This window comes from Candidatus Enterococcus leclercqii (assembly GCF_009933135.1).
Lineage (GTDB): Bacteria > Bacillota > Bacilli > Lactobacillales > Enterococcaceae > Enterococcus_C > Enterococcus_C leclercqii.
In genome coordinates this window covers 229,246-254,378 of sequence record NZ_MAEH01000009.1, presented here as the reverse complement: position 1 = coordinate 254,378, position 25,133 = coordinate 229,246, and the positions used below count along the sequence as shown (strand labels likewise).

The following is a 25,133-nucleotide window of genomic DNA, read 5'->3' as shown; positions in this document are numbered from 1 at the left end:
ATGAGAGGACGGCTTATCAAGAAAGGCAGAGGTGTTGGGAATGAAAAAAGTATTGACCATTGCAGGTTCGGACTCTACCGGTGGTGCCGGTTTACAAGCGGACTTGAAAACATTTGAAGAGTACGGAGTCTTTGGCTTCTCCAGCTTGACGTCGGTGGTAACAATGGATCCAGATTCTGGTTGGTCCCATGAAGTTACTGAAATGCCGGTAGATCTGCTGGAAAAACAGCTGATCTCAGTTTTTGCCGGTGGTCCTGTGGCGGCGTTAAAAACCGGAATGATGGGCAACGAGGCCAATATTGCCCTCGCCAGCGAATACATTGGCAAGTATCCTGAAACCAAAGTAGTGATTGACCCCGTAATTGCTTGTAAGGGGACGGCTCAGATTCTACAGCCGAAAAGTGTTGCAGCGATTAAAGAATACCTTTTGCCGCAAGCTTTGGTGACTACACCTAATTTAGTAGAAGCGGGAATCCTTTCAGAGTTGGGTGACCTGACCTCTGTGGCAGATATGAAAAAGGCCGCACGCAGCATTTTTCAACAAGGTGCTAAACATGTCGTGGTTAAAGGCGGCCATCGTTTAGGCTCAGAAAAAGCGGTGGACTTGTTGTATGACGGTCAAGATTTTATTGTGCTAGAAAACGAACTCTATCAAACCGATCGCAATCATGGTGCCGGCTGTACATTTGCTGCAGCAATCACGGCAGGTTTGGCAAAAGGACTCTCGGTAACGGCAGCGGTGAAGCTTGCTAAAGACTTTGTCGCGGCAGCTATCAAAAATGGTGTCGAGGTCAATCCTTATGTGGGCCACGTTTGGCACGGTGCCTACAACGCTGCTGAACATCGCATCACACCGGAACATCAGTGATTTTTTTCTATCGAGAGTTGGCGTAGTAGTAGTTTTATTCAAAGGTGCCGCAAACTGAGGTGTGGCAGCAGCTGTAATTTTGCTCACTTGCTGCTGGTGTCAGTTCGGCAGCCCCTCTTGATGGCTTATTATAATAGAAGGAAGTGTAAAAATGAAAAAAGAAATCAGTATCCAAAGTATCGTATTGGTGGCGCTGTTCACTGCGTTGACGGTAATCGGTACGACAATCAAGATTCCCTTGCCGACGGGGGCTTTCGTGCATTTGGGGAATGCAGTTTTGCTGCTGTCTGTTTTGTTGTTAGGCTACTTTAAAGGCTCACTGGCAGGGGGATTGGGCTTTTTCATCTTTGACATCATGAATGGCTATGCGACAGAAGCCCCTTATTTTATTTTGGAAAGCTTTATCGTTGGTGCAGCTGCTTATGCCGCGTTTCGTTTTTTCAAGAAAAATCCTACGCATATCTGGCAGGTTATCGTTATCGGCATTGCTACCGGGATTGCTAAAATCATCATGACACAAGTCAAAAACACGGTGATGAATTTAATCGCTGGCGCTAGCTTTGGTCCGGCATTTGCCGGGGCATTTGCCAAATTGCCGGCAACGCTGATCAATGTCAGCTTGACGGTTTTGATTGTTGCTTTGGTGTACTTCCCCTTGAAAGCAGCGATGCATCGAACGTTCAGAAGAGAATTTGTCTGAGATTATCCATTTGAGCATCTGAGCCACAAAGCGGTTATTGCCCTTTGTGGCTCTTTTTGTAGGAAAAGACTGGCTGTATCTCCGTGGGTTTCTGGCTCTGGGGGGCTGGCTATTATATAATGAAAGAAAATAGCGGAAAAAGGAGGAAAGAAAATTTGGAGATTTTACAAGATGAGCAGCTTAGTGTGCGTCCGGCGACGACATCAGATAGTCAACTGCTGGCCGATTGGTGGAACGATGGCAAGGTGATGGCTCATGCCGGGTTTCCAGACGGTGTACATACTTCAGCAGCAGAAGTGGCTGGCAAGTTGACAGCAGACAGCGATGAAACAGGGCGGCGCCTGATTCTCATGAAAGAGACCGAAGCCATTGGTGAAATGGACTATCAAATAGTCGCTTTTGGTGTGGCGGAGATTGGCATCAAAATCTGTCGCGAGGATCTTCGGGAAAAAGGTTATGGTCGCCGGTTTCTGACGCTTTTAATCGATTATCTAATCGCTGCAGGCAATCAGAAGATTCAGCTGAGTACTATGATCGAGAATAAACGGGCACAGCACGTCTATGAGCGTCTGGGTTTCCAACAAGTTGCAACCCGAGAAGCGGTTTGGCAAGGCCCCACTGGCATCTGGCATACCGCGGTGTATTATGAACTGACCGCTGAAAAATGGTTGACGCAAAAAATTACGATTGAATAGAGTCTAATTCTAATTACAGGATAGTAGAACAATCGTGATAACTCGCGGGCATCAAAATCTCAAAAGCCGTTCAAAAAAATCCCGACTAAGTCTGGGATTTTTTTTGTGCTTAAAAGAAAATTTAACTTGTCAAAGAGTGAAAACGATTACCCCCGGGAGTTGCGAAAAACCTTGTAAAACCAACAAAAAATGCTTGCCATCAAGGTTAGGATGTACTATAATCAGAAAGGTGCTGTTTACGGAAACGTGAAAAGTACTGGTGGGATAAGGTTTTATTCTGCCGGCTGTGAAATGAGAGGTTGCGACACGCCCGGACGCTTTGCCACGGAAAGGCGTGACGGAAATTTTCATGGAGCCATGTCTACTTTTAAAATAGGCGAAGGAGGGAAAATAATGGCAAAACAAAAAATTCGTATCCGATTAAAAGCGTATGAACACCGTATTCTGGATCAATCCGCGGACAAGATCGTTGAAACGGCAAAGAGAACTGGGGCTTCTGTGTCAGGTCCAATTCCGTTGCCAACTGAACGCAGCTTGTACACTGTTATCCGCGCGACTCACAAATACAAAGATTCACGCGAACAATTCGAAATGCGTACTCACAAACGTCTGATTGACATTGTGAATCCTACACCAAAAACAGTTGATGCTTTGATGAAGCTTGACTTGCCAAGCGGTGTAAACATTGAAATCAAACTATAATCATTAAAACAAAGATGGAGGTGTAATCATGACCAAAGGAATCTTAGGGAAAAAAGTGGGAATGACTCAAATCTTCACTGAATCTGGCGAATTGATCCCAGTTACTGTTGTTGAAGCTACGCCAAACGTAGTGCTGCAAGTTAAAACTGTAGCAAACGACGGTTACGAAGCGATCCAAATCGGTTACCAAGATATGCGTGAAATTTTGTCTAACAAACCTGCGAAAGGTCATGTTGCAAAAGCAAACACGGCTCCTAAGCGCTTCATTCGCGAATTCAAGAATGTAGAGCTTGAGGGCTTGGAAGTCGGTTCAGAAATCAAAGTTGACACATTCGCTGCAGGCGATATTGTTGACGTTACAGGTACTTCGAAAGGTAAAGGATTCCAAGGCGTTATCAAACGTCACGGACAAAGCCGCGGCCCAATGGCACACGGTTCTCGTTACCACCGTCGTCCTGGTTCAATGGGTCCAGTAGCACCTAACCGGGTCTTCAAAAATAAACACTTGGCTGGTCGTATGGGCGGCAACCGCGTAACGATGCAAAACCTTGAAATCGTACGTGTTGATGCTGAACGTAATGTTATCTTGATCAAAGGTAACGTACCAGGCGCGAAAAAATCATTGATTACGATCAAATCTGCTGTTAAAGCGAAATAATCGAGAGAGGGAAGGAGGAACTAAGGAATGCCAAACGTAGCATTATTCAAACAAGATGGTAGCCAAAACGGCGAAATCACATTGAACGAAGAAATTTTCGGTATTGAACCAAATGAAACAGTTGTCTATGATGCAATCATCATGCAACGGGCTTCATTGCGTCAAGGCACACACGCGGTAAGAAACCGCAGTGCAGTACGTGGCGGTGGCCGTAAACCATGGCGCCAAAAAGGTACTGGTCGTGCCCGTCAAGGTTCAATCCGTTCACCACAATGGCGCGGAGGTGGCGTTGTCTTCGGACCAACTCCACGTTCTTACAGCTACAAGCTGCCTAAGAAAGTCCGTCGCTTAGCTATGAAATCTGTATTGTCTGAAAAAGTTGCTTCAAACAACTTGGTAGCAGTTGATGCTTTGAGCTTCGACGCACCTAAGACAAAAGAATTCAAACAAGTGCTTGCTAACTTGGATATCGATGCCAAAGTATTGGTAGTTGTAGAAGCCGGCAACGACTTCGCAGCATTGTCTGCCCGCAACTTGCCAAACGTTTCTGTTGTTACTTCTGACAACATCAGCGTATTGGATATCGTTTCCGCAGCTAAAATGTTAGCAACTCAAACTGCTCTTACTCAGATCGAGGAGGTGCTTGCATAATGAACTTACTAGACGTTATCAAACGCCCAGTGATCACTGAAAAATCCATGCTTGCTATGGATGAAAAGAAATACACTTTCGAAGTGGACACTAAAGCGAACAAAACATTAGTAAAACAAGCTGTTGAAGCAGCTTTTGATGGTGTGAAGGTAGCAAACGTGAACATCGTCAACGTGCGTCCGAAATTCAAACGCATGGGCAAATATGCAGGATATACAAAAAAACGTCGTAAAGCTATTGTGACGTTGACTGAAAGCTCAAAAGAAATCCAACTGTTTGACGCTGCTGAATAAGCGGTTGTTCAAAACATTACTATAGGAGGGAATAAGACGTGGCGATTAAAAAGTACAAACCTACCTCAAATGGTCGTCGTAACATGACAAGCTCTGACTTCGCTGAAATCACTACTTCAACGCCAGAGAAAACACTGTTGGCACCATTGAAAAACAACGCCGGTCGTAACAACAACGGACGCATCACTGTTCGTCATCAAGGTGGCGGCCACAAACGTCAATACCGTTTGATCGACTTCAAACGTAATAAAGACAACGTTGTAGCGGTAGTTAAAACTATCGAATACGATCCAAACCGTTCAGCTAACATCGCGTTATTACATTATACTGATGGGGTTAAAGCATATATCTTGGCTCCTAAAGGTTTGGAAGTTGGCATGACCGTTGTTTCCGGTCCAGATGCCGATATCAAAGTGGGGAACGCATTGCCATTGGAAAATATTCCAGTCGGTACTGTTATCCACAACATCGAAATGAAACCTGGCAAAGGCGGACAATTAATCCGTTCAGCTGGTACTTCTGCTCAAGTATTGGGTAAAGAAGGCAAATACGTATTGATCCGTTTGAACTCCGGTGAAGTACGCATGATCTTGGCAACTTGCCGTGCAACAGTTGGTGCTGTCGGTAACGAACAACACGAACTGATCAATATTGGTAAAGCCGGCCGTTCTCGTTGGATGCGCAAACGTCCTACTGTCCGCGGTAGCGTAATGAACCCTAACGATCACCCACACGGTGGTGGTGAAGGCAAAGCTCCAATCGGGCGTAAAGCTCCTGTATCTCCATGGGGTCAACCTGCATTGGGTTACAAGACACGTAACAAAAAAGCCAAATCTGACAAACTTATTGTTCGTCGTAAAACTAAATAATTTTATTGACCATGTGTCAACATTTTGTAAAGGAGGTTCACCATGGGTCGTAGTTTGAAGAAGGGGCCTTTCATTGACGAGCACTTGATGAAAAAGGTCGAAGCACAACAAGGCGCAGAAAAGAAAAAAGTGATCAAGACTTGGTCACGTCGTTCCACGATTTTCCCGAATTTCATCGGCTTTACTATCGCTGTCTATGATGGACGTAAACACGTTCCTGTTTACATCCAAGAAGACATGGTAGGACATAAACTAGGTGAATTCGCACCAACAAGAACTTACCGTGGGCACGCTGCCGACGATAAGAAAACAAGACGCTAATCTTGAGAGGAGGATTTTACAATGGCTGAACAAATCACATCAGCAAAAGCAACTGCCAAAACAGTTCGCGTGTCTCCTCGCAAATCTCGTCTAGTGATCGATTTGATCCGAGGAAAAAGCGTTGCTGACGCAATTGCAATCTTGAAATTCACACCAAATAAAGCTGCCGGAATCATCGAAAAAGTTTTGATGTCAGCAGTAGCGAATGCAGAAAATAACTTTGACTTAGATGTTGAAAACCTGTTCGTTTCTGAAGCCTTCGTCAATGAAGGACCTACTATGAAACGTTTCCGTCCACGGGCGAAAGGGTCAGCTTCACCAATCAACAAACGTACAAGTCATATTACTGTAGTCGTATCAGAAAAATAAGGAGGGACAATCAGTGGGTCAAAAAGTAAATCCTATTGGAATGCGTGTAGGCATCATCCGCGACTGGGATGCAAAGTGGTATGCTGAAAAAGAATATGCCGACTTCCTGCACGAAGATTTGAGAATCCGTAAATTTATCGCGACTAAACTTGCTGATGCTGCTGTGTCTAAAGTTGAGATCGAACGTGCGGCTAACCGCGTGAACGTTTCAATCCATACAGCTAAGCCAGGCATGGTCATCGGTAAAGGTGGATCTGAAGTCGAAAACCTGAGAAAAGAATTGAACAACCTGACCGGCAAACGTGTCCACATCAACATCGTGGAAATCAAAAAACCGGATCTGGATGCTAAATTAGTAGGCGAAGGGATCGCACGTCAGCTGGAAGCTCGTGTTGCATTCCGTCGTGCCCAAAAACAAGCAATCCAACGCACAATGCGCTCTGGCGCTAAAGGTATCAAAACAATGGTATCTGGCCGTTTGAACGGTGCGGATATCGCGCGTTCTGAAGGTTATTCAGAAGGCACTGTTCCTCTTCATACATTGCGTGCCGACATCGACTACGCATGGGAAGAAGCAAACACTACCTACGGAAAACTGGGAGTGAAAGTGTGGATCTATCGCGGCGAAGTATTGCCTGTGAAGAAGAACGCTCAAAACACTGAGAAAGGAGGGAAATAAACATGTTAGTACCTAAACGTGTTAAACACCGTCGTGAGTTCCGCGGAAAAATGCGCGGCGAAGCTAAAGGCGGTAAAGAAATCGCATTTGGTGAATTCGGTTTGCAAGCTGTTGAATCTCATTGGATTACCAACCGTCAAATCGAAGCATCTCGTATCGCCATGACTCGTTACATGAAACGTGGCGGGAAAGTATGGATCAAAATTTTCCCTCACAAATCATACACATCTAAAGCCATCGGCGTACGTATGGGTAAAGGTAAAGGGGCTCCTGAAGGTTGGGTTTCTCCAGTTAAACGCGGCAAGATCATGTTTGAAATCGCCGGTGTACCTGAAGACGTAGCTCGCGAAGCATTGCGTCTTGCCTCTCATAAATTACCCATGAAAACTAAAATCGTGAAACGCGAAGAAATGGGTGGTGAATCGAATGAAGGTTAAAGATATCCGAGAATTAACCACTGCCGAAATGCTTGATCAAGAAAAGCAATTGAAGGAAGAGTTGTTCAACCTGCGATTCCAACTTGCAACTGGTCAATTAGAAAACACTGCACGTATCAATGAAGTACGTAAATCGATTGCACGCATCAAAACTGTATTGCGTGAACAAGCGAACTAATATTGGAAGGAGGCCATTAAGCGTATGACTGAAGAAAGAAATCAACGCAAAGTTTACCAAGGACGCGTGGTATCTGACAAAATGGATAAAACCATCTCTGTAGTGGTTGAAACCAAAAAGAATCACCCAATCTACGGCAAACGCATGAACTACTCTAAGAAATACAAAGCCCACGATGAAAACAACGAAGCAAAAGTTGGCGATATCGTGCGCATTATGGAAACTCGTCCATTATCAGCTACTAAACGTTTCCGCTTGCTGGAAATCGTTGAAAAAGCAGTGATTATCTAATCACACGAGATTTTCCTATATAGATTGGTATTGAAAATCTGAAAGGAGGATACACATCGTGATCCAACAAGAAAGCCGCTTAAAAGTTGCTGACAACTCAGGTGCCCGCGAAATCTTGACGATTAAAGTTCTTGGTGGCTCTGGCCGCAAGACTGCGAACATCGGTGATGTGATCGTTGCTACGGTTAAACAAGCAACGCCAGGTGGGGTTGTCAAAAAAGGTGACGTCGTAAAAGCCGTTATCGTTCGTACAAAAACAGGAGCACGTCGTACAGACGGTTCATATATCAAATTTGATGAAAATGCTGCGGTAATTATCCGTGACGATAAGAGCCCTCGTGGTACTCGTATCTTTGGCCCAGTTGCCCGCGAATTGCGTGAAAACAACTTCATGAAGATCGTTTCCCTGGCACCGGAAGTACTGTAACAGCCACTTATTCCCAAAGGAGGTGCGAAACAAAAATGTTTGTTAAAAAAGGCGATAAAGTTAAAGTTATCACTGGTAAAGACAAAAACAAGGAAGGCGTCGTATTAGAAGCTTTCCCTAAAAAAGACAAAGTGATCGTCGAAGGTGTCAACGTTGTGAAGAAACACCAAAAACCTTCACAGGCTGCTCCTCAAGGCGGGATCCTTGAAATCGAAGCACCAATCCATGTTTCCAACGTGATGGTGATCGATCCTTCAAACGGTCAAGCTACCCGTGTCGGCTACAAAGAAGTTGACGGCAAAAAAGTCCGCGTTTCTAAAAAAACCGGCGAAGTTCTGGATAAATAATCAGCTAGGAAAGGAGGAGCAAACGAATGAACCGCCTGAAAGAAAAATACTCTAAAGAAGTTGTTCCAGCTTTAATGGAAAAATTCAACTATTCTTCTATTATGCAAGCACCGAAAGTTGACAAGATTGTAATCAACATGGGTGTGGGTGATGCAGTATCCAATGCTAAAAACTTGGATAAAGCAGTTGAAGAATTGGCTTTGATCTCTGGTCAAAAACCATTGATCACTAAAGCAAAAAAATCTATCGCAGGTTTCCGTCTGCGTGAAGGAATGCCAATCGGTGCCAAAGTTACTTTGCGTGGCGACCGGATGTACGAATTCCTTGATAAATTGGTCAGCGTTTCACTGCCTCGTGTCCGTGACTTCCACGGCGTCAGCAAAAAGGCATTTGACGGTCGCGGCAACTACACTTTGGGTATCAAAGAACAATTGATCTTCCCTGAAGTCGATTATGATTTGGTAGACAAAGTCCGCGGGATGGATATCGTAATTGTGACAACTGCACAAACAGACGAAGAATCTCGTGAATTGTTGACCCAACTCGGCATGCCATTTGCAAAATAATAAAAGGAGGCGAACTACGTGGCTAAAAAATCAATGATTGCTAAAAACAAACGCCCTGCTAAGTTCTCAACTCAAGAATACACTCGTTGCGAACGTTGCGGACGTCCACATTCAGTTTATCGTAAATTTCATCTTTGCCGTATTTGCTTCCGCGAACTTGCCTATAAAGGTCAAATTCCCGGCGTGAAGAAAGCTAGCTGGTAAACCAGAAAACTCGCATAAAGGAGGTAAATCATCCAATGGTCATGACAGATCCAATCGCAGACTTTCTGACACGTATTCGTAACGCCAACATGGTGAAACACGAATCCCTGGAAGTGCCTGCATCAAAAATCAAACGTGACATCGCTGAGATCCTGAAAAAAGAAGGATTTGTTCGCGATGTTGAGTATATCGAAGATGACAAACAAGGCGTGATCCGCGTTTTCTTGAAATATGGGAAAAACGGCGAACGCGTCATCACCAACTTGAAACGTATCTCCAAACCAGGCTTGCGGGCTTATGTCAAAGCTGACGAAGTGCCAAAAGTATTGAACGGTTTGGGTATCGCGATCTTGTCTACTTCTGAAGGTGTTATCACTGATAAAGAAGCTCGGGCGAAAAATATCGGCGGCGAAGTTGTCGCTTACGTATGGTAATCCAATAATTACACAAGGAGGTGTCTTCAAGTGAGTCGTATCGGTAATAAAATCGTTGTGCTTCCTGCTGGCGTCGAAGTCAAGCAAGACGGCAACAACATCACTGTCAAGGGTCCTAAAGGTGAATTGACTCGTCCTTTCTCTTCTGATATCAAAATGAATATCGAAGGAAACGAAGTAACATTCACTCGTCCTAACGACAGCAAAGAAATGAAAACAATCCACGGAACAACTCGTGCCAACTTCAACAACATGGTCGTAGGTGTTTCCGAAGGTTTCCAAAAAGCATTGGAACTCCAAGGTGTCGGTTATCGTGCTCAATTGCAAGGTAAAAAACTTGTATTGGCAGTCGGTTACTCTCATCCAGTAGAAATCGATGCACCAGCTGGGATCGAGATTGAAGTACCAAGTAACACTTCAATCATCGTGAAAGGAATCAATAAAGAAGTTGTCGGCGAATTGGCTGCCAACATCCGTGGCGTTCGTCCGCCAGAACCTTATAAAGGCAAAGGGATCCGCTATGTTGGCGAATTCGTGCGTCGTAAAGAAGGTAAAACCGGTAAATAATCGTTTGCATAAAAGTCCGTTTTCGTTTGGCGGCCAACTGGTCACAGACGGGGACTTTTGCTGTGAGCGAATCGCGGCTTAGGCCAGCAAATACAAAGAGGTGACAATTGTGATTACAAAACCAGATAAAAACAAAACACGTCAAAAGCGTCATAGTCGTGTACGTAACAAAATCTCTGGTACTGCTGAGTGCCCACGCTTGAACGTTTTCCGTTCTAACAAAAACATCTACGCGCAAGTAATTGATGACGTAGCGGGTGTGACGCTAGCAAGTGCCTCTACCTTGGATAAAGAAATTTCAGGTAGCACAAAAACCGAACAAGCACAAGCTGTCGGAAAATTAGTTGCAGAACGTGCTGCAGCCAAAAATGTTAAAGTCGTTGTCTTTGACCGTGGTGGGTACCTTTACCATGGCCGTGTGCAAGCTTTGGCTGAAGCTGCACGCGAAAATGGACTTGAATTTTAAGAGAAGGAGGAACACCATTCATGACTTACATTGATCCAAAGCATTTGGAATTGGAAGATCGCGTTGTTGCCATCAACCGCGTTACTAAAGTAGTTAAAGGTGGACGTCGTCTGCGTTTTGCGGCTCTGGTAGTCGTTGGTGACAAAAACGGTCATGTGGGCTTTGGTACCGGTAAAGCACAAGAAGTACCAGAAGCAATCCGCAAAGCTATCGAAGCTGCGAAGAAAAACCTGGTCGAAGTGCCAATGGTCGGTTCTACTATCCCTCACGAAGTCATCGGCGTATTCGGCGGCGGTCGCATCTTGATGAAACCAGCAGTAGAAGGTTCTGGAGTTGCAGCCGGCGGACCAGTTCGTGCGGTCTTGGAATTGGCCGGTGTTGTGGATATTACATCCAAATCACTTGGCTCCAACACACCAATCAACGTAGTACGTGCCACTGTTGAAGGTTTGAAACAATTGAAACGGGCTGAAGAAGTTGCAGAACTTCGCGGCAAATCCGTTGAAGAATTGATCGGATAAGGAGGACAAGTATAATGGCTGAATTGAAAATTACTTTGAAGCGCAGCATTATCGGTCGTCCTCAAAACCAACGGGACACCGCTAAAGCATTGGGCTTGAACAAAATCAACGCTACTGTAGTGAAACCTGCCAATGAAGCAATCAAAGGCATGGTTAACACTATTTCCCACTTGGTAGAAGTCGAAGAAGTTTGATTCTTTGCTTCACGCTATTTTGATTAAGGAGGTGCCAACCTATGAAACTTCATGAATTGAAACCTGCAGAAGGTTCTCGTCAAGTACGTAATCGTGTCGGTCGCGGAACTTCATCCGGTAACGGTAAAACTTCCGGACGCGGACAAAAAGGTCAAAAATCCCGTTCAGGCGGTGGTGTACGTTTAGGCTTTGAAGGGGGACAAACTCCATTGTTCCGTCGTTTGCCAAAACGCGGCTTTACTAACATCAACCGTAAAGAATACGCAGTGATTAACTTGGATGTCTTGAACCGATTTGAAGACGGAACTGAAGTAACCCCTGTTACTTTGGTAGAAGCTGGAATCGTGAAATCCGAAAAAGCTGGAATTAAAGTTCTTGCTAACGGCGAATTGACTAAGAAATTGACTGTGAAAGCAGCTAAATTCTCAAAAGCAGCTGAAGAAGCTATCGTCGCTGCCGGCGGATCTATCGAGGTGATCTGATGATTAAGCTGTTGCGGGACTCGTTTAAAGTCAAAGAGATCCGTTCGAAGATTTTCTTTACGATCTTTGCCTTGTTCGTCTTTCGTCTTGGTGCCCACATTACGGTACCGGGCGTAGACGCCAGCCGTCTGCAAAGCATCTCAGAACTGCCTTTTTTGAACATGTTGAATATCGTAAGTGGTAGCGCAATGCAAAACTTCTCGATCTTCGCCATGGGGGTTTCACCTTACATTACGGCTTCGATTGTAATCCAACTCTTGCAGATGGATATCATTCCGAAGTTTGTAGAATGGTCGAAACAAGGGGAAGTCGGTCGTCGCAAGTTAAATCAGGCGACACGGATCTTGACCCTGATCCTGGGCTTTATCCAGTCTATCGGGATCACATTTGGTTTTAATTCCTTCACTCAGTTGGGCTTTGTCAAAGACACAACGGTTACGAATTTTGCTGTGATCGGACTGATTTTGACTGCCGGGACGATGTTCGTTACCTGGCTGGGGGAACAAATTACTGAAAAAGGCGTCGGAAACGGCGTATCTATGATCATCTTTGCCGGGATTATCTCTCGGGTGCCAACAGACGTCAAGACACTGATTGAAGATTACTTCATTAACATTGAGTCTTCTGAAATCTGGAAATCGGCGATCTTTATGGCAGTTTTGATCATTGCGATCTTGGTTATCGTGACCTTGGTGACATATGTGCAGCAAGCGGAACGCAAGATCCCAATCCAATATACAAAACGGGTGCAAGGTGCGCCAACTAGCAGCTATCTGCCAATCAAGGTGAATGCTGCCGGCGTTATCCCGGTCATTTTTGCCAGCTCTTTCATCGCTACTCCGAATGCAATTTTGCAAGCAGTGGCGACTAACCATCAAGGTGAAGGTTGGTATGAAGTGATGACCCAAATCTTCAGCTACAACACGGTTCCCGGTGCTATTATTTACACCGTACTAATCGTTGCGTTTACTTTCTTCTACGCGTTTGTACAGGTTAACCCTGAGAAATTAGCGGAAAATCTGCAGAAACAAGGCAGCTACATTCCAAGTGTGCGGCCAGGGAAAGGAACTGAAGATTATGTCTCCGGACTGTTGATGCGTTTGAGCGCTGTTGGTGCTGTATTCCTCGGTATGGTAGCTTTGCTGCCAATCGTGGCGCAGATGGTTTGGAATCTGCCTCAATCCATTGGTTTGGGGGGAACAAGTTTATTGATCGTTATCGGTGTCGCGTTGGAAACTGCTAAACAGTTGGAAGGCTTGATGTTGAAACGGAAATATACTGGTTTTATCAATTAACGTTGCAGCGGGTTGAGGAATCTTCCTCAACGCCGTTACACCGCTACAGGAGGAGTTAGCATGAACCTTGTATTGATGGGTCTGCCAGGTGCTGGCAAAGGGACTCAGGCAGAACGGATCGTTGCTGAATTTAAAATTCCCCAAATTTCAACTGGCGATATGTTTCGGGCGGCAATGGCCAACGAAACTAAGCTAGGTATGGAAGCTAAGTCATACATGGACAAAGGTGAGCTGGTTCCAGACGATGTCACTAATGGTATCGTGAAGGAACGCTTAGCACAACCGGATACAGAGAACGGCTTTTTGCTGGACGGGTTTCCGCGAACATTGGATCAAGCACAAGCGCTGGATCAAATGCTCACAGACCTGGGTAAAAAACTGGACGCTGTTATCGAAATCCATGTCCCTGAAGAGATCCTCGTTGAGCGTTTAGCCGGACGCTATATTTGTCGCAACTGCGGCGCTACCTATCACAAGATCTTCAATCCTACCAAGGTAGAAGGCACTTGCGATCGCTGCGGTGGCCATGAATTTTACCAACGGGAAGATGATAAGCCTGAGACGGTCAAAAATCGTCTCGCTGTCAATATCAAAAGTAGTGAACCGATCTTGAGTTATTATAAAGACCAAGGTTTATTGCAGTCTATTGATGGCGATCGTGAAATCGATGCTGTATTTAACGATGTTAAAAAAATCATCGAGTAACGAATGCTGCCACAGCCGACTTGCAACCCTAAAACTTTCTCTTGCGAAGTTTGACATAGTGTGATAAAATATGTCAGTCCGACTTCTAGCGTTTGTTAGAAGCAACTTTTTTGAGAATCTCAGGTGGGAACCCCGGTGTTTCCGCCATTTTATCGTGTGAAAATCACAAGTACAAGGAGGTACTGTGCGTGGCAAAAGAAGATGTGATCGAAATCGAAGGTACAGTCGTCGAAACTTTGCCGAATGCAATGTTTAAAGTGGAGTTGGAAAACGGACACCAAGTGCTGGCTACAGTTTCCGGAAAGATTCGGATGCACTACATCCGTATTCTGCCTGGTGACAAAGTGACTGTGGAGTTGTCTCCATATGATCTTTCCCGCGGCCGAATCACTTACCGCTTTAAGTAATTGTACTCCGTAAAACTACAGGAGGTATTATCATGAAAGTAAGACCATCAGTAAAACCAATGTGCGAACATTGTAAAGTGATCCGTCGTAAAGGTCGGGTCATGGTGATTTGCCCAGCAAATCCAAAACATAAACAACGTCAAGGATAATCGGAGGTGTAACAAAGTATGGCTCGTATTGCAGGAGTAGATATTCCTCGTGATAAACGCGTAGTCGTTTCCCTTACTTATATTTACGGTATTGGTAACACTACTGCGAAACAAGTTTTAGCTAATGTTGGTGTTTCTGAAGACGTACGTGTTCGTGATTTGACTAACGAACAAACAGACGCTATCCGTGCTGAAATTGATAAATTAAAAGTTGAAGGTGACCTTCGTCGTGAAGTCAACCTGAACATCAAACGATTGATGGAAATCGGTTCATACCGTGGTATCCGTCACCGTCGCGGCCTGCCTGTTCGTGGTCAAAACACTAAGAACAACGCACGTACCCGCAAAGGCCCTTCTAAAACAGTGGCTGGTAAGAAAAAATAATTCCTAAGTGAAGGAGGTTAAAACTTCATGGCAGCAAAAAAAGTGAGTCGCAAACGCCGTGTGAAAAAGAATATTGAAGCGGGTATCGCGCATATCCACTCAACATTCAACAATACAATCGTTATGATCACTGATGTTCACGGAAATGCATTAGCATGGTCATCAGCTGGTTCTCTGGGCTTCAAGGGTTCTAAAAAATCTACGCCTTTCGCAGCACAAATGGCAGCAGAAACTGCTACTAAAGCCGCAATGGAACATGGTTTGAGAACTGTAGAAGTAACCGTTAAAGGACCTGGTTCAGGACGTGAAGCAGCAATTCGTTCTTTACAAGCAGCAGGTTTGGAAGTATCTGCTATCCGTGACGTAACTCCAGTTCCTCATAATGGATGCCGCCCTCCAAAACGCCGTCGTGTTTAATGAGTGCTGCTCATCTTGAGTGCAACAAAGTAACGTCATTAAGCAGGACACTTTTCGTTTTGAAAGGGGTAAAAGATAAGAATGATTGAATTCGAAAAACCAAGAATCGCTAAGATTGATGAAGAAAAAGATTATGGCAAGTTCGTTGTAGAACCTCTGGAAAGAGGCTACGGGACTACTTTAGGCAATTCCCTGCGTCGTATTTTACTTTCTTCTTTGCCAGGTGCAGCAATCACAAGCATCCAGATCGATGGTGTTTTACACGAATTCTCAACTGTCAAAGGTGTACGGGAAGACGTGGCACAGATCATCTTGAACATCAAAGGCCTCGCCCTGAAGATGTACACGCAAGAAGAAAAAACCCTTGAAATCGACATTACCGGACCAGCAACCGTAACTGCCGGCGATATTATTGTCGACAGCGATGTAGAAATCTTGAATAAAGATATGTACATCTGTTCTGTTTCCGAAGGTGCGACTTTCCATGCTCGTTTGACTGTCAAACCGGGACGTGGCTATGTTCAAGCTGACGAAAACAAAAAAGAAGATATGCCTATTGGCGTTCTTCCGGTTGATTCAATCTATACCCCCGTTCATCGTGTTAACTATCAAGTTGAAAATACACGGGTCGGACGTCGGGATGATTTCGATAAATTAACGATGGAAATCTGGACAGACGGATCCATTTTGCCATTAGAAGCTATGAGTCTGGCTGCGAAGATCATGACTGAGCATTTGGATATTTTTGTGAATCTGACGGATGAAGCGAAAAACGCTGAAATCATGATTGAAAAAGAAGAAACACAAAAAGAAAAAATGCTGGAGATGACCATCGAAGAACTGGACTTGTCCGTTCGTTCCTATAACTGTCTGAAACGTGCCGGAATCAACACCGTTCAAGAATTGACCAACAAGTCTGAACCGGAAATGATCAAAGTACGTAACCTGGGCCGTAAATCTCTTGAAGAAGTCAAAGCAAAACTGCATGACTTGGGACTTGGTCTGCGTAAAGACGACTAGGAAAGTAATTTGGAATAGGAGGAAACCCACGTGAGTTACCGCAAATTAGGACGCACATCCAGCCAACGTAAAGCGATGTTGCGTGATTTGACTACTGATTTAATCATCAACGAACGCATCGTGACGACAGAAGCTCGCGCGAAAGAAGTTCGCTCAACTGCTGAAAAAATGATCACTCTTGGGAAACGTGGAGATCTGCATGCTCGTCGCCAAGCTGCTGCTTTCGTACGTAACGAAGTCGCAAGCATTCGCGAAGAAAACGAAGAAATCGTTATCGAATCTGCTTTGCAAAAGCTGTTCAATGACGTTGCCCCTCGTTATGCAGAACGCCAAGGTGGATACACTCGTATCTTGAAAACTGAACCACGTCGCGGCGATGCTGCACCAATGGTTATTTTGGAACTGGTTTAAAATCACACTTAACATCACTTTATGGATGAACTTTCAGAGTGTTATGATGTTGGAAGGCTTGATATCTTTCCGAGTCTAGCTCAGCGCTGCATCCCGGCTTTTGTCGGGATGTATGCACTCATCATAAAGTGCTTTTTTTTTGCTCTCAATCTGTGTCAAGACAGCTGTTCTTTGTAAGATACCTGTCTGCTGAAACTTGTTTTGAGCTGTCCGATGTTTGCCGTTTCTTTAAACATTTTGGTGGCTGCCTACATCGGAGAGCTTAAAAAGGGCAGATATATTTGAAATGAACGACTTTTTTTGGTAGATTGATGAAGTATGTAAGTGGTTGTGAAAAAGTGGCGGAAGGTTACGAAAATCACCGTCAAAAGTGTATCTAAATATAGGAGAATGACTATGGATCCGATCATCGAATTAGCAGATATCACATTTAAATATGATCCCGAAGATACTCGACCAGCCTTGAATGGGGTCTCACTGACGATTGAAAAAGGCGAGTGGGTTGCGATTATCGGCCACAACGGCTCTGGTAAATCGACGTTGGCAAAGACGATCAACGGACTATTGCTGCCGCAAGCCGGTACGGTAAAAGTCGGGGGACTAGCCCTCAACGAAGAAAATATTTGGGAAATCCGTAAAATGGTAGGGATGGTGTTCCAAAATCCCGACAATCAGTTTGTCGGCTCCACTGTTGAAGATGATGTCGCCTTTGGGATGGAAAATCAAGGAATCCCACGAGAAGATATGCTTCTGCGGGTCCAACAAGCCTTGGAACAGGTGAAGATGACTGATTTCAAAACACGGGAACCAGCCCGGCTATCCGGTGGTCAAAAACAGCGGGTCGCGATTGCCGGTGTGGTGGCACTTAGCCCAGATATTATCATTTTGGACGAAGCGACCAGCATGTTGGATCCTGAAGGGCGAGAAGAAGTCATCGCTACGATTCAAAAAATCAAGGAACAAAACGATTTGACCGTGCTTTCCATCACCCACGATATCGACGAAGCAGCCAATGCCAGCCGTGTCCTGGTGATGAAAGAAGGCGAGTTAATTGATGGAGGAACGCCGGAAAAAATCTTTTCTGCCGGACCGAAGCTGATTGAATTGGGCTTAGACCTGCCGTTTCCTGAAAAATTAAAAGCGGCCCTGAAAGCTCGCGGCATACAAGTTCCTCAAGAGTATTTGACAGAAGAAAGGATGGTGGACTGGTTATGGACATCCGTTTTGAAAAAGTAGACTATACTTACCAGCCCGGTACACCTTTTGAAACGCGGGCGTTGTTTGATATCGATTTGACGGTTCTGGAAGGCTCCTACACGGCTTTGGTGGGTCATACCGGCAGTGGCAAGTCTACATTGCTGCAACACCTTAATGCGCTGTTAAAGCCGACTTCTGGTGTTGTTAAGATTGGTGATCGGACCATTACACCAGACACGGACAATAAAAATCTGAAACCAATCCGTAAAAAAGTCGGAATCGTCTTCCAGTTTCCGGAAGCGCAGTTGTTTGAAGAGACAGTCGCCAAAGATATCGCTTTTGGCCCTAAAAACTTCGGTGTCTCTGAGGAAGAGGCTGTCAAATTGGCAGAAGAATATCTGGGGCTGGTAGGATTGGATGCTAGTTATATGGACCGCTCCCCCTTTGATCTTTCCGGTGGACAGATGCGACGGGTAGCGATTGCCGGTGTTCTGGCGATGGAACCAGAAGTGTTGGTTTTGGACGAGCCGACAGCGGGTCTTGATCCCCAAGGCCGTAAAGAAATGATGGAGATGTTTTGGCGGCTGCATGAGGAAAAGCAGATGACTATCGTCTTGGTCACCCATCTGATGGATGATGTGGCAGATTATGCAGACTATGTCTACGTTTTGGAAAAAGGCCGTATCGCCAAATGCGGTACCCCTCAGGAAGTCTTTGAAGATGTCCGCTGGGTAGAAGAAAAACAGATTGGCGTGCCGACCGCAACAGCCTTTGCTGAAAAATTGCAGGAAAAAGGGCTGACTTTTGACCATTTGCCGTTGACTGCAGATGCGTTGGCGGACCAATTGCTGCGAATGGGAGGACTGTCCCATGATGAATAAACTGATTTTTGGCCGCTATATCCCTGGAGATTCTGTTATCCATAAACTGGATCCCCGGGCCAAGCTGGTTGCCAGTTTTTACTTTATTGGTATTATTTTTCTGGCGAATAACTGGCAGACCTATTTGTTTGCGGCAGTCTTTACGCTGGTTTGTGTGTTGTTATCCAAGATTAGCCTCAGCTTCTTTATTCGCGGCGTGCGACCGCTAATTTGGTTGATTCTCTTCACAGTGGCGCTACAGATGTTCTTTACTGTCGGTGGCACCGTTTATTGGAGCTGGTGGATCTTTACACTGACTGAATTTGGTTTGAAAAATGGGATTTTCATCTTCTGTCGTTTCATTCTGATCATCTTCATGTCAACCTTGCTGACGTTGACGACAGCGCCATTGGAATTGTCAGATGCGATTGAGTACATCTTGCGGCCATTGAAAGTGATTCGTTTTCCGGTTCATGAGATTTCTTTGATGCTGTCAATTGCGTTGCGTTTTGTACCGACCTTGATGGATGAAACAGAGAAGATCATGAATGCACAGCGAGCACGGGGGGTAGATTTTGGTGAAGGCAATCTGATCCAAAAAATGAAGGCAGTTATCCCGCTGTTGATTCCGTTGTTTGTATCTAGCTTCAATCGGGCAGAAGACCTGGCAACTGCCATGGAAGCGCGGGGGTATAACGGCGGTGAGGGGCGGACAAAATATCGCAAGCTGGATTGGCATCTGCGAGACAGCGTGACGATTTTACTGTTTGCGGCCTTTACAGCAGTGCTGGTCTTTTTACGAAATTAACCAATCGGATAGCACGCAGTCGGTTGCTTTTGGGCCGGCTGCGTTTTTTGCAAGATGAAAACTATTTCTTGTGATGAATCATGCTCAAGGGCTGACTGGACTATTTTGCGGTAATCCAATTGTTAGAGAGCACAAATCACGCAGGTATACTTTGATAGGAGGGAAAAATAAATGGTACGCTATAAAGCAATCATCATGTATGATGGGACAAATTTCAGCGGATTTCAGCGGCAACCCAACGGACGAACCGTACAAGAAGAGTTGGAGAAACTGCTGACAAAGATGGCAGATGGGACGCCGATTATGGTGCATGGTTCCGGTCGAACCGATGCAGGGGTCCATGCCTTGGGTCAGGTGATTCATTTTGATTTTCCTTATGAACGGCCACTGGAGAGGATGCGCTTTGCATTGGATACCCAGTCACCGGAAGACATCGCTGTCAGACAGGTGGAGCTGGTGGATGAGAATTTCCACGCCCGCTACTTAGTGACGGAAAAAACGTACCAGTTTAAGGTAGATATCGGTAAGCCTCGGAGCCCTTTTCGGCGAAATTATGCGAGTTACTACTCTTATCCACTAGATTTAGAGTTGATTCGTCGCGCGTTGCCGGATCTTTTGGGAACCCATGATTTCACCTCTTTTTGTGCTAGCGGCAGCTCAGTAGAAGACAAGGTGCGAACCATTCATGAAGCGAGCATGTCGGTAAATGAGGCCGGCGATCAGTTGACGTTTACTTTTCGTGGGGACGGCTTTTTGTATAAGATGATCCGGATTCTGGTGGGAACTTTGCTGAAGATTGGCAATGGTCGTCTAGCAGCAGACAGTCTGCCGGCAATTCTTGCTGCGAAGGATCGTAATTTGGCAGGACCAACGGCGCATCCAGAGGGGTTGTATTTGGTAGAAGTGCGTTATGATGGTGTAAAAGGGATTGACCGCCAGATGCTGTCAGATCGCAAATAAGAAGTCTCAGGCAGTCTATAGTCTTGAAAAAATCTGCTGCCGGCAAAAAATCTTTTGCAGTAGCAAGATGCGCTCATTTACAATGGCAGTTTTACGGAGAGCTGCCCCACGAGAAAGTGTCATAAATAATTTTAAAGTGCTAAACAGCGGATGTTAACCACAATTAATAAAAAGGATACGGATGAGGAACATTTGTGACAATTTTCATGTCCTAGTCTGAAATGAGAACATCACCGTACGTGTCAAGAGAAGTGAATGACGCTGACCTCCCTTGATGAAATCAAGGTTAGTAGCTTTTGAAATTTTTAGCAAAGAAAAGCCGACGCTCTTCCACTGCGTTTAATGGAAGAGCGTCGGCTTTTGGAGTCTCACAGTTGGTAGTGTTCGCTTTAGAAGACGGTGAATCAGCTATTGTCACAGCCCCAGGTTGTTTAGTAACAGATTTAAAGTCAATGCTTTGCAGTCGTGTCTGTCACTAATTCTAAAGTTTTTTTTCGTCTGCTGCGCCATTTGCTATAGCCCAGATCAAAGAGGCCAAACAAGAGGGTGCAACCAAAGAATAGAGCGACGCCAGCTTTGAAGCCTTGTGGTGCATAATGAAAGGCGATGTCGTGTTTACCCGCAGGCACCGTGACGGAGACAAAGGCATCCTGAAAGGCGGTTACAGTTGCAGGTTTGCCGTCTACAGTAACGCTCCAGCCTTTTTCATAAGGGATGGTAGTCACCAGCAGCTGTTCTTTATCAGCAGTGACTGTACCGGTAGCGTCTTGTTTACCGACTTTTAAGTCAACCCCTTTGGCCTGTAATGTATCCATTGCCTCTTGATAAGCTGTGGTATCCAGGAAAAGGGCTTGCGGGTTTTGGAAGCTGATCTCAGAAGTACCGTAAAAGCTGGCGGTGAAGGTGACGGTCGTTTCTTTGTCATAATAGCCCAGATCGTAATATTGACCGGTGATATTGATCTGGCTTTTTCTTTGGGTGCCGTTGACAAAGAGTGTAACTGTCGAACTTTTTAACTGGCCAAAATCTTTCGGATACAAGCTGAGGTAGGCCTGTTTGTGAGCGGGTACTGTGACTTCCCAAGTAACATCTTTGGCAGCATTCGGATTTTCTTCCTTGATGCTTGTGTAAATTCCGCTAGTGGTGACGGTGGCATTGGCAGTCTCCTTTAAAACCAGCGGCTGGAAGGTAAAATACTGCAGTTCTAGCCCGGATAAACCGTTCAAGAGGTTGGTTTGACAGGTCAGGTTATCATTTTCCGGTTGCAAAATATCGGCTGCGTTAGGATCGGTCAGCAGCCCCAACGGCAGCGCATTTGTATTTTCGTAAGACAAGTAGTTTTTAGTCTCGCCGTTTTTGGTAAAGCCGTATTTAGACAGGGCTTCTTTAGTTAAATTGTACTTGATCCCCAGCAAGCTGTCGCCAATCAGTGTGTTGTTGGCATAGCGGATATTCAGATTAGTTCCCCGTGAACGAAAACCCAGCTTGTCCAGATAGCCGGAGGAGTGTCGGTTACGGATGGAAGAAAACATGCTGATGCCACTATAGCCATAGTTCAAGCCGTCATTTGAGGAAACGCCGTCGAGGTTTTCCATTCGAAAGAAGCTGTCATTGGCGGCGGTATTCTTATCTACCAGCGCTTTGATTTCGGGATAAGGTTCGGTATATAAGCTGCGAGAGGCATAGTTCCAATCTTGCAAAATCCCTCGTACCATGCCGCCGGTGTTCAACGCCACTTCGCCACAGACCGTTACTAACAGCACAATGGTAAAGACCTTTTGACTCATAGCGCCGATTTTTTGACAGGTGAATAAGGCTAGATACAGCAATACAAAACAAAGCGTCAAAAGGAAAGAAGAAAATTTTAGATAGTCGTAACTGCCTTGCGGGCGCATCCCAAAAGCCAGGCAAAATGCTGCTGCTAATAAGAGGAGCAAAGCCGCAAAAGTTTGCCAGTCTTTCAGCTTCAATTGTTCCCAACCGTAACCTGCCAACATCACCACCAAAAAAGAAAAGAGAAAAGCGTAGCGGAATAAAAACATGTTGGGGGCATGCATGCCGTGCCAGAACAGATTCAAAGGTGCCAGATAAAAACTGGCAATCAAAACAGCAAAGATTCCGGCATACAATAGCTTGTCACGTAAGCGGATTTTGCGACTGATGAAATAAAACAGACACAGCGCCAACGGTAAAAGGCCGGCATAAATAAAAGGGATGGAACCGTATTTGGTCGTGTCGTAAACCCCAATCATATTTTTGATCAAAAGATCCAGTGGAGCCGTCGCTTCGGTTTTCAGCTTGGTAATGGAAGACAGCGTTTCACCGTTTGCCGCCAAATCCATAACTGCCGGCAAAATCATAATCATAGAAGCACCGCCAGACAAAAGGGCGGTCAGACCATAAGGGAGTACGTAGCGTAAGTTGTGCTTAGGAGCCATAAAGAAGTGGGCGATGAAATACAGCGCCGAGAAGATTGCAATCATAAAGCCGGTATAAAAACTGGTAACAAACATCAGCAAGTAGCTGAAAAACAGCAGCCGGGGGCCTTTGCCGGCTAAGATGCGGTCGATGCCCCAGATAATTAGTGGCAACCAGACAAAAGCATCTAGCCACATAATCAATTCCGAGTGGGCGGTGACAAAGGACATCAAGCTGTAAAAAATAGCGAGAATCACATGATAGGCTCGCGGCAGCTTAAAGGTGTGTTTTGCGTAAAACCAGAAAGCCAAACCAGCCGAACCGATCTTGATCAATGTTAAAAAGTAAAGAGCGTCTGGCATCATGCGATTGGGAAAGAAGATTACAAGGGGGGTGAACAAGCCTCCCAGATAATAAGAGACCAAAGACAGGTAATTTAATCCCAAAGAAGCATTCCAAGTATAGAGGGCCCCTTGCTTGCCCAATAACATATTGCGATAGCTGGCATGAAAGTTAGAAAACTGGGAGAAGGCATCGCTAGCCAGGACACTGCGGGAGCTGCCGGGATAAATGCCGATGGTCAGATAGACCAATGCCATAATAGCAAAAGGAATAAAAAAGCTGGCCGCCAGATAGCGGCGGTTGTCTTTAATGAAGCGTCGTTGTTTGGAAAACATATCGTCACCCTTTGTGTATGATTGCAGGCATTGACAGGAAAAAGTTCGTCACCCCTGCTTGTTGTGGAAAATAATCCCACTGTTCAGTTTACCATATCAACAGCCGAAATTGAAAAAGCTGCGCTGGTTTACGCAACCCTTCTGAAAGCTTTCCAGCAAAGTATAAAAAATACTTCTTTCTGTGACTGAATAATTTGTGATAGTTATTTAATTTTTTTAAAAAGGAGAGAATTATGGGATATGTATGTATTTTAGATTAAAAAATATCTTGACTTTTAATTTTAGCTGTTGTATTTTAATAGTATAAAAAACATATTATTTTGCGCTGGCGAGGCGGCACATATACTGAAACTGTCGGGGACTTTTAGTCTGCGGCAGTTTTTTTATTAAAGACAACGCCGATTTTGCTGCGCCTGGTACTGGGGATGAACTAGTTTCATGTGGGTGGACAACTTCTCGATGACACGAGCAGACAGCAATAAATAATAAAAAAACCGCCTGCAGATGCAGACGGTTTGAAGGTCGTAAGATTAAACGCGCTCAACTTTTCCTGATTTCAAAGCACGAGCTGAAACCCAAACTTTCTTAGGTTTGCCATCGATCAATACGCGTACTTTTTGCAAGTTAGGTTTAACTGTGCGTTTTGTAGCGTTCAGCGCATGGGAGCGGTTATTTCCACTTTTTGTTTTACGTCCTGTAAAGTAACAAACTTTAGCCATGTTAATTGTTCCTCCTTTGCCTTGATGTCAGAGCGCATAAATTCGCTCATACCAAAAGAATTTATCACAATTCTCCAAGTTTTGCAAGAGGATTTTCTGTGAAACATTGACATTTACCGACAAACCATGTAAATTTAAGTCCGTCCTGTGACTGTTGTGCCCTAGAAAGACAGGGGGCTCGGCTTTTATTTAAGACATCCCTATGATAGAATACTATAGAAGAAACGGGCGCTTTTTCCTTTGAAAACAGTCTTTTGAGACTTTGTCATTTTTGAGGGTTGAAAAGGCGCATTTTGCAGTAAACTGATTTTTATCAGGCAATGATCAGAATAATTTCAGCAAGGGGGCTATTACATGGCTGTAAAAATCAAGACCCAAGCCGGGACCATCGAAATCACCAATGACGTGATCGCCACAGTAGTAGGCGGCGCGGCTACGGATGTTTTTGGGATCGTTGGCATGGCCAGCAAAAAGCAGATCAAAGACAACATCAATGAAATCCTGAAACGGGAAAACTACTCTCGCGGCGTAGTCGTACGTCAAGAGGAAAATGGCATTGCAGTAGATGTCTATACGATTGTCAGCTACGGTACGAAGATCTCCGAGGTCTCTCGCAACGTGCAGGAAAAAGTAAAATACAACTTGGAAACGATGCTAGGCGTGACGGCTAACTCCGTCAATGTTTTTGTCCAAGGGGTACGTGTACTGCCTGACTAGAGAGGCAGCCATCCGCCTGTTAGTGAGGGGGATGGATTTGAAGGAGGATTACTGTGAATCAAACGAATAT

The 25,133-nt window shown here is 45.0% G+C and carries 39 protein-coding genes; 37 read left to right on the top strand and 2 right to left on the bottom strand.

The window, feature by feature from the left end; translation table 11 throughout:
* Positions 1–40 precede the first annotated feature (40 nt).
* The 36 genes from thiD to truA all read left to right on the top strand — a co-directional run bounded on the left by thiD (position 41) and on the right by truA (position 20,532).
* On the top strand, positions 41–868 hold the full coding sequence (thiD, locus tag BAU14_RS03470; RefSeq protein WP_161898683.1) for a bifunctional hydroxymethylpyrimidine kinase/phosphomethylpyrimidine kinase: 828 nt from the start codon (positions 41–43) through the stop codon (positions 866–868).
* Between the two features lie 151 nt (positions 869–1,019).
* Positions 1,020–1,568 carry an ECF transporter S component gene (locus tag BAU14_RS03465; protein WP_161898682.1) on the top strand — a complete coding sequence of 183 codons (549 nt, stop codon included), beginning with the start codon at positions 1,020–1,022 and terminating at the stop codon, positions 1,566–1,568.
* A 155-nt stretch (positions 1,569–1,723) separates the two neighbouring features.
* Positions 1,724–2,263 (top strand): GNAT family N-acetyltransferase, encoded by a 540-nt coding sequence (locus BAU14_RS03460; RefSeq protein WP_161898681.1) that lies wholly within the window; start codon positions 1,724–1,726, stop codon positions 2,261–2,263.
* A gap of 393 nt (positions 2,264–2,656) precedes the next feature.
* Positions 2,657–2,965 (top strand): 30S ribosomal protein S10, encoded by a 309-nt coding sequence (gene rpsJ / locus BAU14_RS03455; RefSeq protein ID WP_005880808.1) that lies wholly within the window; start codon positions 2,657–2,659, stop codon positions 2,963–2,965.
* 28 nt (positions 2,966–2,993) lie between these two features.
* Complete coding sequence (rplC, locus tag BAU14_RS03450) at positions 2,994–3,623, top strand: 50S ribosomal protein L3 (protein ID WP_161898680.1); 630 nt, start codon at positions 2,994–2,996, stop codon at positions 3,621–3,623.
* Positions 3,624–3,650: 27 nt separating this feature from the next.
* The gene (rplD, locus tag BAU14_RS03445) at positions 3,651–4,274 is read left to right on the top strand and encodes a 50S ribosomal protein L4 (protein ID WP_161898679.1); all 624 of its coding nucleotides are present in this window, start codon (positions 3,651–3,653) and stop codon (positions 4,272–4,274) included.
* On the top strand, positions 4,274–4,567 hold the full coding sequence (locus tag BAU14_RS03440; protein ID WP_161898678.1) for a 50S ribosomal protein L23: 294 nt from the start codon (positions 4,274–4,276) through the stop codon (positions 4,565–4,567). The genes rplD and BAU14_RS03440 overlap by 1 nt, the downstream gene beginning before the upstream one ends.
* 38 nt (positions 4,568–4,605) lie before the next feature.
* Positions 4,606–5,436 carry a 50S ribosomal protein L2 gene (gene rplB, locus BAU14_RS03435; RefSeq protein ID WP_161898677.1) on the top strand — a complete coding sequence of 277 codons (831 nt, stop codon included), beginning with the start codon at positions 4,606–4,608 and terminating at the stop codon, positions 5,434–5,436.
* A gap of 42 nt (positions 5,437–5,478) precedes the next feature.
* Positions 5,479–5,757, top strand: a complete 279-nt coding sequence (rpsS, locus tag BAU14_RS03430) for a 30S ribosomal protein S19 (RefSeq protein WP_161898676.1) — start codon at positions 5,479–5,481, stop codon at positions 5,755–5,757.
* 21 nt (positions 5,758–5,778) lie between these two features.
* Positions 5,779–6,126: a 50S ribosomal protein L22 gene (rplV, locus tag BAU14_RS03425; RefSeq protein ID WP_161898675.1), complete on the top strand. Its 348-nt coding sequence runs from the start codon at positions 5,779–5,781 to the stop codon at positions 6,124–6,126.
* Positions 6,127–6,139: 13 nt separating this feature from the next.
* Positions 6,140–6,805: a 30S ribosomal protein S3 gene (gene rpsC / locus BAU14_RS03420; RefSeq protein ID WP_161898674.1), complete on the top strand. Its 666-nt coding sequence runs from the start codon at positions 6,140–6,142 to the stop codon at positions 6,803–6,805.
* Positions 6,806–6,807: 2 nt separating this feature from the next.
* Complete coding sequence (gene rplP / locus BAU14_RS03415; protein WP_161898673.1) at positions 6,808–7,242, top strand: 50S ribosomal protein L16; 435 nt, start codon at positions 6,808–6,810, stop codon at positions 7,240–7,242.
* A complete protein-coding gene (gene rpmC / locus BAU14_RS03410; protein WP_161898672.1) occupies positions 7,232–7,420 on the top strand; it encodes a 50S ribosomal protein L29 in 189 nt (62 codons plus the stop codon). Before rplP ends, rpmC begins: the two co-directional genes overlap by 11 nt.
* Before the next feature lie 24 nt (positions 7,421–7,444).
* The gene (gene rpsQ / locus BAU14_RS03405) at positions 7,445–7,711 is read left to right on the top strand and encodes a 30S ribosomal protein S17 (RefSeq protein ID WP_161898671.1); all 267 of its coding nucleotides are present in this window, start codon (positions 7,445–7,447) and stop codon (positions 7,709–7,711) included.
* 58 nt (positions 7,712–7,769) lie between these two features.
* The gene (gene rplN / locus BAU14_RS03400; RefSeq protein WP_161898670.1) at positions 7,770–8,138 is read left to right on the top strand and encodes a 50S ribosomal protein L14; all 369 of its coding nucleotides are present in this window, start codon (positions 7,770–7,772) and stop codon (positions 8,136–8,138) included.
* 35 nt (positions 8,139–8,173) lie between these two features.
* Positions 8,174–8,485 (top strand): 50S ribosomal protein L24, encoded by a 312-nt coding sequence (gene rplX / locus BAU14_RS03395; protein WP_161898669.1) that lies wholly within the window; start codon positions 8,174–8,176, stop codon positions 8,483–8,485.
* Between the two features lie 26 nt (positions 8,486–8,511).
* The gene (gene rplE, locus BAU14_RS03390) at positions 8,512–9,051 is read left to right on the top strand and encodes a 50S ribosomal protein L5 (protein ID WP_161898668.1); all 540 of its coding nucleotides are present in this window, start codon (positions 8,512–8,514) and stop codon (positions 9,049–9,051) included.
* Positions 9,052–9,069: 18 nt separating this feature from the next.
* Positions 9,070–9,255, top strand: a complete 186-nt coding sequence (locus BAU14_RS03385) for a type Z 30S ribosomal protein S14 (RefSeq protein ID WP_003128010.1) — start codon at positions 9,070–9,072, stop codon at positions 9,253–9,255.
* A 35-nt stretch (positions 9,256–9,290) separates the two neighbouring features.
* Complete coding sequence (gene rpsH / locus BAU14_RS03380; RefSeq protein WP_161870267.1) at positions 9,291–9,689, top strand: 30S ribosomal protein S8; 399 nt, start codon at positions 9,291–9,293, stop codon at positions 9,687–9,689.
* 30 nt (positions 9,690–9,719) lie between these two features.
* Positions 9,720–10,256 (top strand): 50S ribosomal protein L6, encoded by a 537-nt coding sequence (rplF, locus tag BAU14_RS03375; RefSeq protein ID WP_161898667.1) that lies wholly within the window; start codon positions 9,720–9,722, stop codon positions 10,254–10,256.
* Positions 10,257–10,365: 109 nt separating this feature from the next.
* A complete protein-coding gene (gene rplR, locus BAU14_RS03370) occupies positions 10,366–10,722 on the top strand; it encodes a 50S ribosomal protein L18 (protein WP_161898666.1) in 357 nt (118 codons plus the stop codon).
* Between the two features lie 20 nt (positions 10,723–10,742).
* Positions 10,743–11,243, top strand: coding sequence for a 30S ribosomal protein S5 (gene rpsE, locus BAU14_RS03365; protein WP_161898665.1), 501 nt, complete (start codon positions 10,743–10,745; stop codon positions 11,241–11,243).
* A 14-nt stretch (positions 11,244–11,257) separates the two neighbouring features.
* On the top strand, positions 11,258–11,437 hold the full coding sequence (gene rpmD, locus BAU14_RS03360) for a 50S ribosomal protein L30 (protein ID WP_161898664.1): 180 nt from the start codon (positions 11,258–11,260) through the stop codon (positions 11,435–11,437).
* 41 nt (positions 11,438–11,478) lie between these two features.
* Positions 11,479–11,919, top strand: a complete 441-nt coding sequence (gene rplO / locus BAU14_RS03355; protein ID WP_161898663.1) for a 50S ribosomal protein L15 — start codon at positions 11,479–11,481, stop codon at positions 11,917–11,919.
* Entirely contained in the window at positions 11,919–13,214 is a 1,296-nt protein-coding gene (gene secY / locus BAU14_RS03350) for a preprotein translocase subunit SecY (protein WP_161898662.1), read from the top strand. The genes rplO and secY overlap by 1 nt, the downstream gene beginning before the upstream one ends.
* Positions 13,215–13,274: 60 nt before the next feature.
* Positions 13,275–13,919, top strand: a complete 645-nt coding sequence (locus tag BAU14_RS03345) for an adenylate kinase (protein WP_161898661.1) — start codon at positions 13,275–13,277, stop codon at positions 13,917–13,919.
* 188 nt (positions 13,920–14,107) lie between these two features.
* Positions 14,108–14,326: a translation initiation factor IF-1 gene (infA, locus tag BAU14_RS03340; protein WP_010754744.1), complete on the top strand. Its 219-nt coding sequence runs from the start codon at positions 14,108–14,110 to the stop codon at positions 14,324–14,326.
* A gap of 32 nt (positions 14,327–14,358) precedes the next feature.
* On the top strand, positions 14,359–14,475 hold the full coding sequence (rpmJ, locus tag BAU14_RS03335) for a 50S ribosomal protein L36 (protein WP_002288710.1): 117 nt from the start codon (positions 14,359–14,361) through the stop codon (positions 14,473–14,475).
* A gap of 18 nt (positions 14,476–14,493) precedes the next feature.
* Positions 14,494–14,859: a 30S ribosomal protein S13 gene (gene rpsM, locus BAU14_RS03330; RefSeq protein WP_161898660.1), complete on the top strand. Its 366-nt coding sequence runs from the start codon at positions 14,494–14,496 to the stop codon at positions 14,857–14,859.
* A gap of 27 nt (positions 14,860–14,886) precedes the next feature.
* Complete coding sequence (rpsK, locus tag BAU14_RS03325; RefSeq protein ID WP_161898659.1) at positions 14,887–15,276, top strand: 30S ribosomal protein S11; 390 nt, start codon at positions 14,887–14,889, stop codon at positions 15,274–15,276.
* Between the two features lie 81 nt (positions 15,277–15,357).
* Positions 15,358–16,296, top strand: coding sequence for a DNA-directed RNA polymerase subunit alpha (locus BAU14_RS03320; protein ID WP_161898658.1), 939 nt, complete (start codon positions 15,358–15,360; stop codon positions 16,294–16,296).
* 30 nt (positions 16,297–16,326) lie between these two features.
* A complete protein-coding gene (gene rplQ / locus BAU14_RS03315) occupies positions 16,327–16,707 on the top strand; it encodes a 50S ribosomal protein L17 (protein WP_161898657.1) in 381 nt (126 codons plus the stop codon).
* A gap of 396 nt (positions 16,708–17,103) precedes the next feature.
* A complete protein-coding gene (locus tag BAU14_RS03310; RefSeq protein ID WP_161898656.1) occupies positions 17,104–17,943 on the top strand; it encodes an energy-coupling factor ABC transporter ATP-binding protein in 840 nt (279 codons plus the stop codon).
* Positions 17,919–18,785 carry an energy-coupling factor ABC transporter ATP-binding protein gene (locus tag BAU14_RS03305; protein ID WP_161898655.1) on the top strand — a complete coding sequence of 289 codons (867 nt, stop codon included), beginning with the start codon at positions 17,919–17,921 and terminating at the stop codon, positions 18,783–18,785. Before BAU14_RS03310 ends, BAU14_RS03305 begins: the two co-directional genes overlap by 25 nt.
* Positions 18,775–19,572: an energy-coupling factor transporter transmembrane component T family protein gene (locus BAU14_RS03300; RefSeq protein ID WP_161898654.1), complete on the top strand. Its 798-nt coding sequence runs from the start codon at positions 18,775–18,777 to the stop codon at positions 19,570–19,572. Before BAU14_RS03305 ends, BAU14_RS03300 begins: the two co-directional genes overlap by 11 nt.
* Before the next feature lie 171 nt (positions 19,573–19,743).
* On the top strand, positions 19,744–20,532 hold the full coding sequence (gene truA, locus BAU14_RS03295) for a tRNA pseudouridine(38-40) synthase TruA (RefSeq protein ID WP_161898653.1): 789 nt from the start codon (positions 19,744–19,746) through the stop codon (positions 20,530–20,532).
* Between the two features lie 449 nt (positions 20,533–20,981).
* Here the strand turns inward: truA and BAU14_RS03290 are convergent, their stop codons facing one another.
* Entirely contained in the window at positions 20,982–23,627 is a 2,646-nt protein-coding gene (locus BAU14_RS03290; protein ID WP_161898652.1) for a YfhO family protein, read from the bottom strand.
* 530 nt (positions 23,628–24,157) lie between these two features.
* Positions 24,158–24,346, bottom strand: a complete 189-nt coding sequence (rpmB, locus tag BAU14_RS03285; protein WP_161868756.1) for a 50S ribosomal protein L28 — start codon at positions 24,344–24,346, stop codon at positions 24,158–24,160.
* Between the two features lie 354 nt (positions 24,347–24,700).
* On the opposite strand from rpmB, the gene BAU14_RS03280 reads away from it, so the two are divergent.
* Positions 24,701–25,063 carry an Asp23/Gls24 family envelope stress response protein gene (locus BAU14_RS03280; protein ID WP_161898651.1) on the top strand — a complete coding sequence of 121 codons (363 nt, stop codon included), beginning with the start codon at positions 24,701–24,703 and terminating at the stop codon, positions 25,061–25,063.
* Positions 25,064–25,133 lie beyond the last annotated feature (70 nt).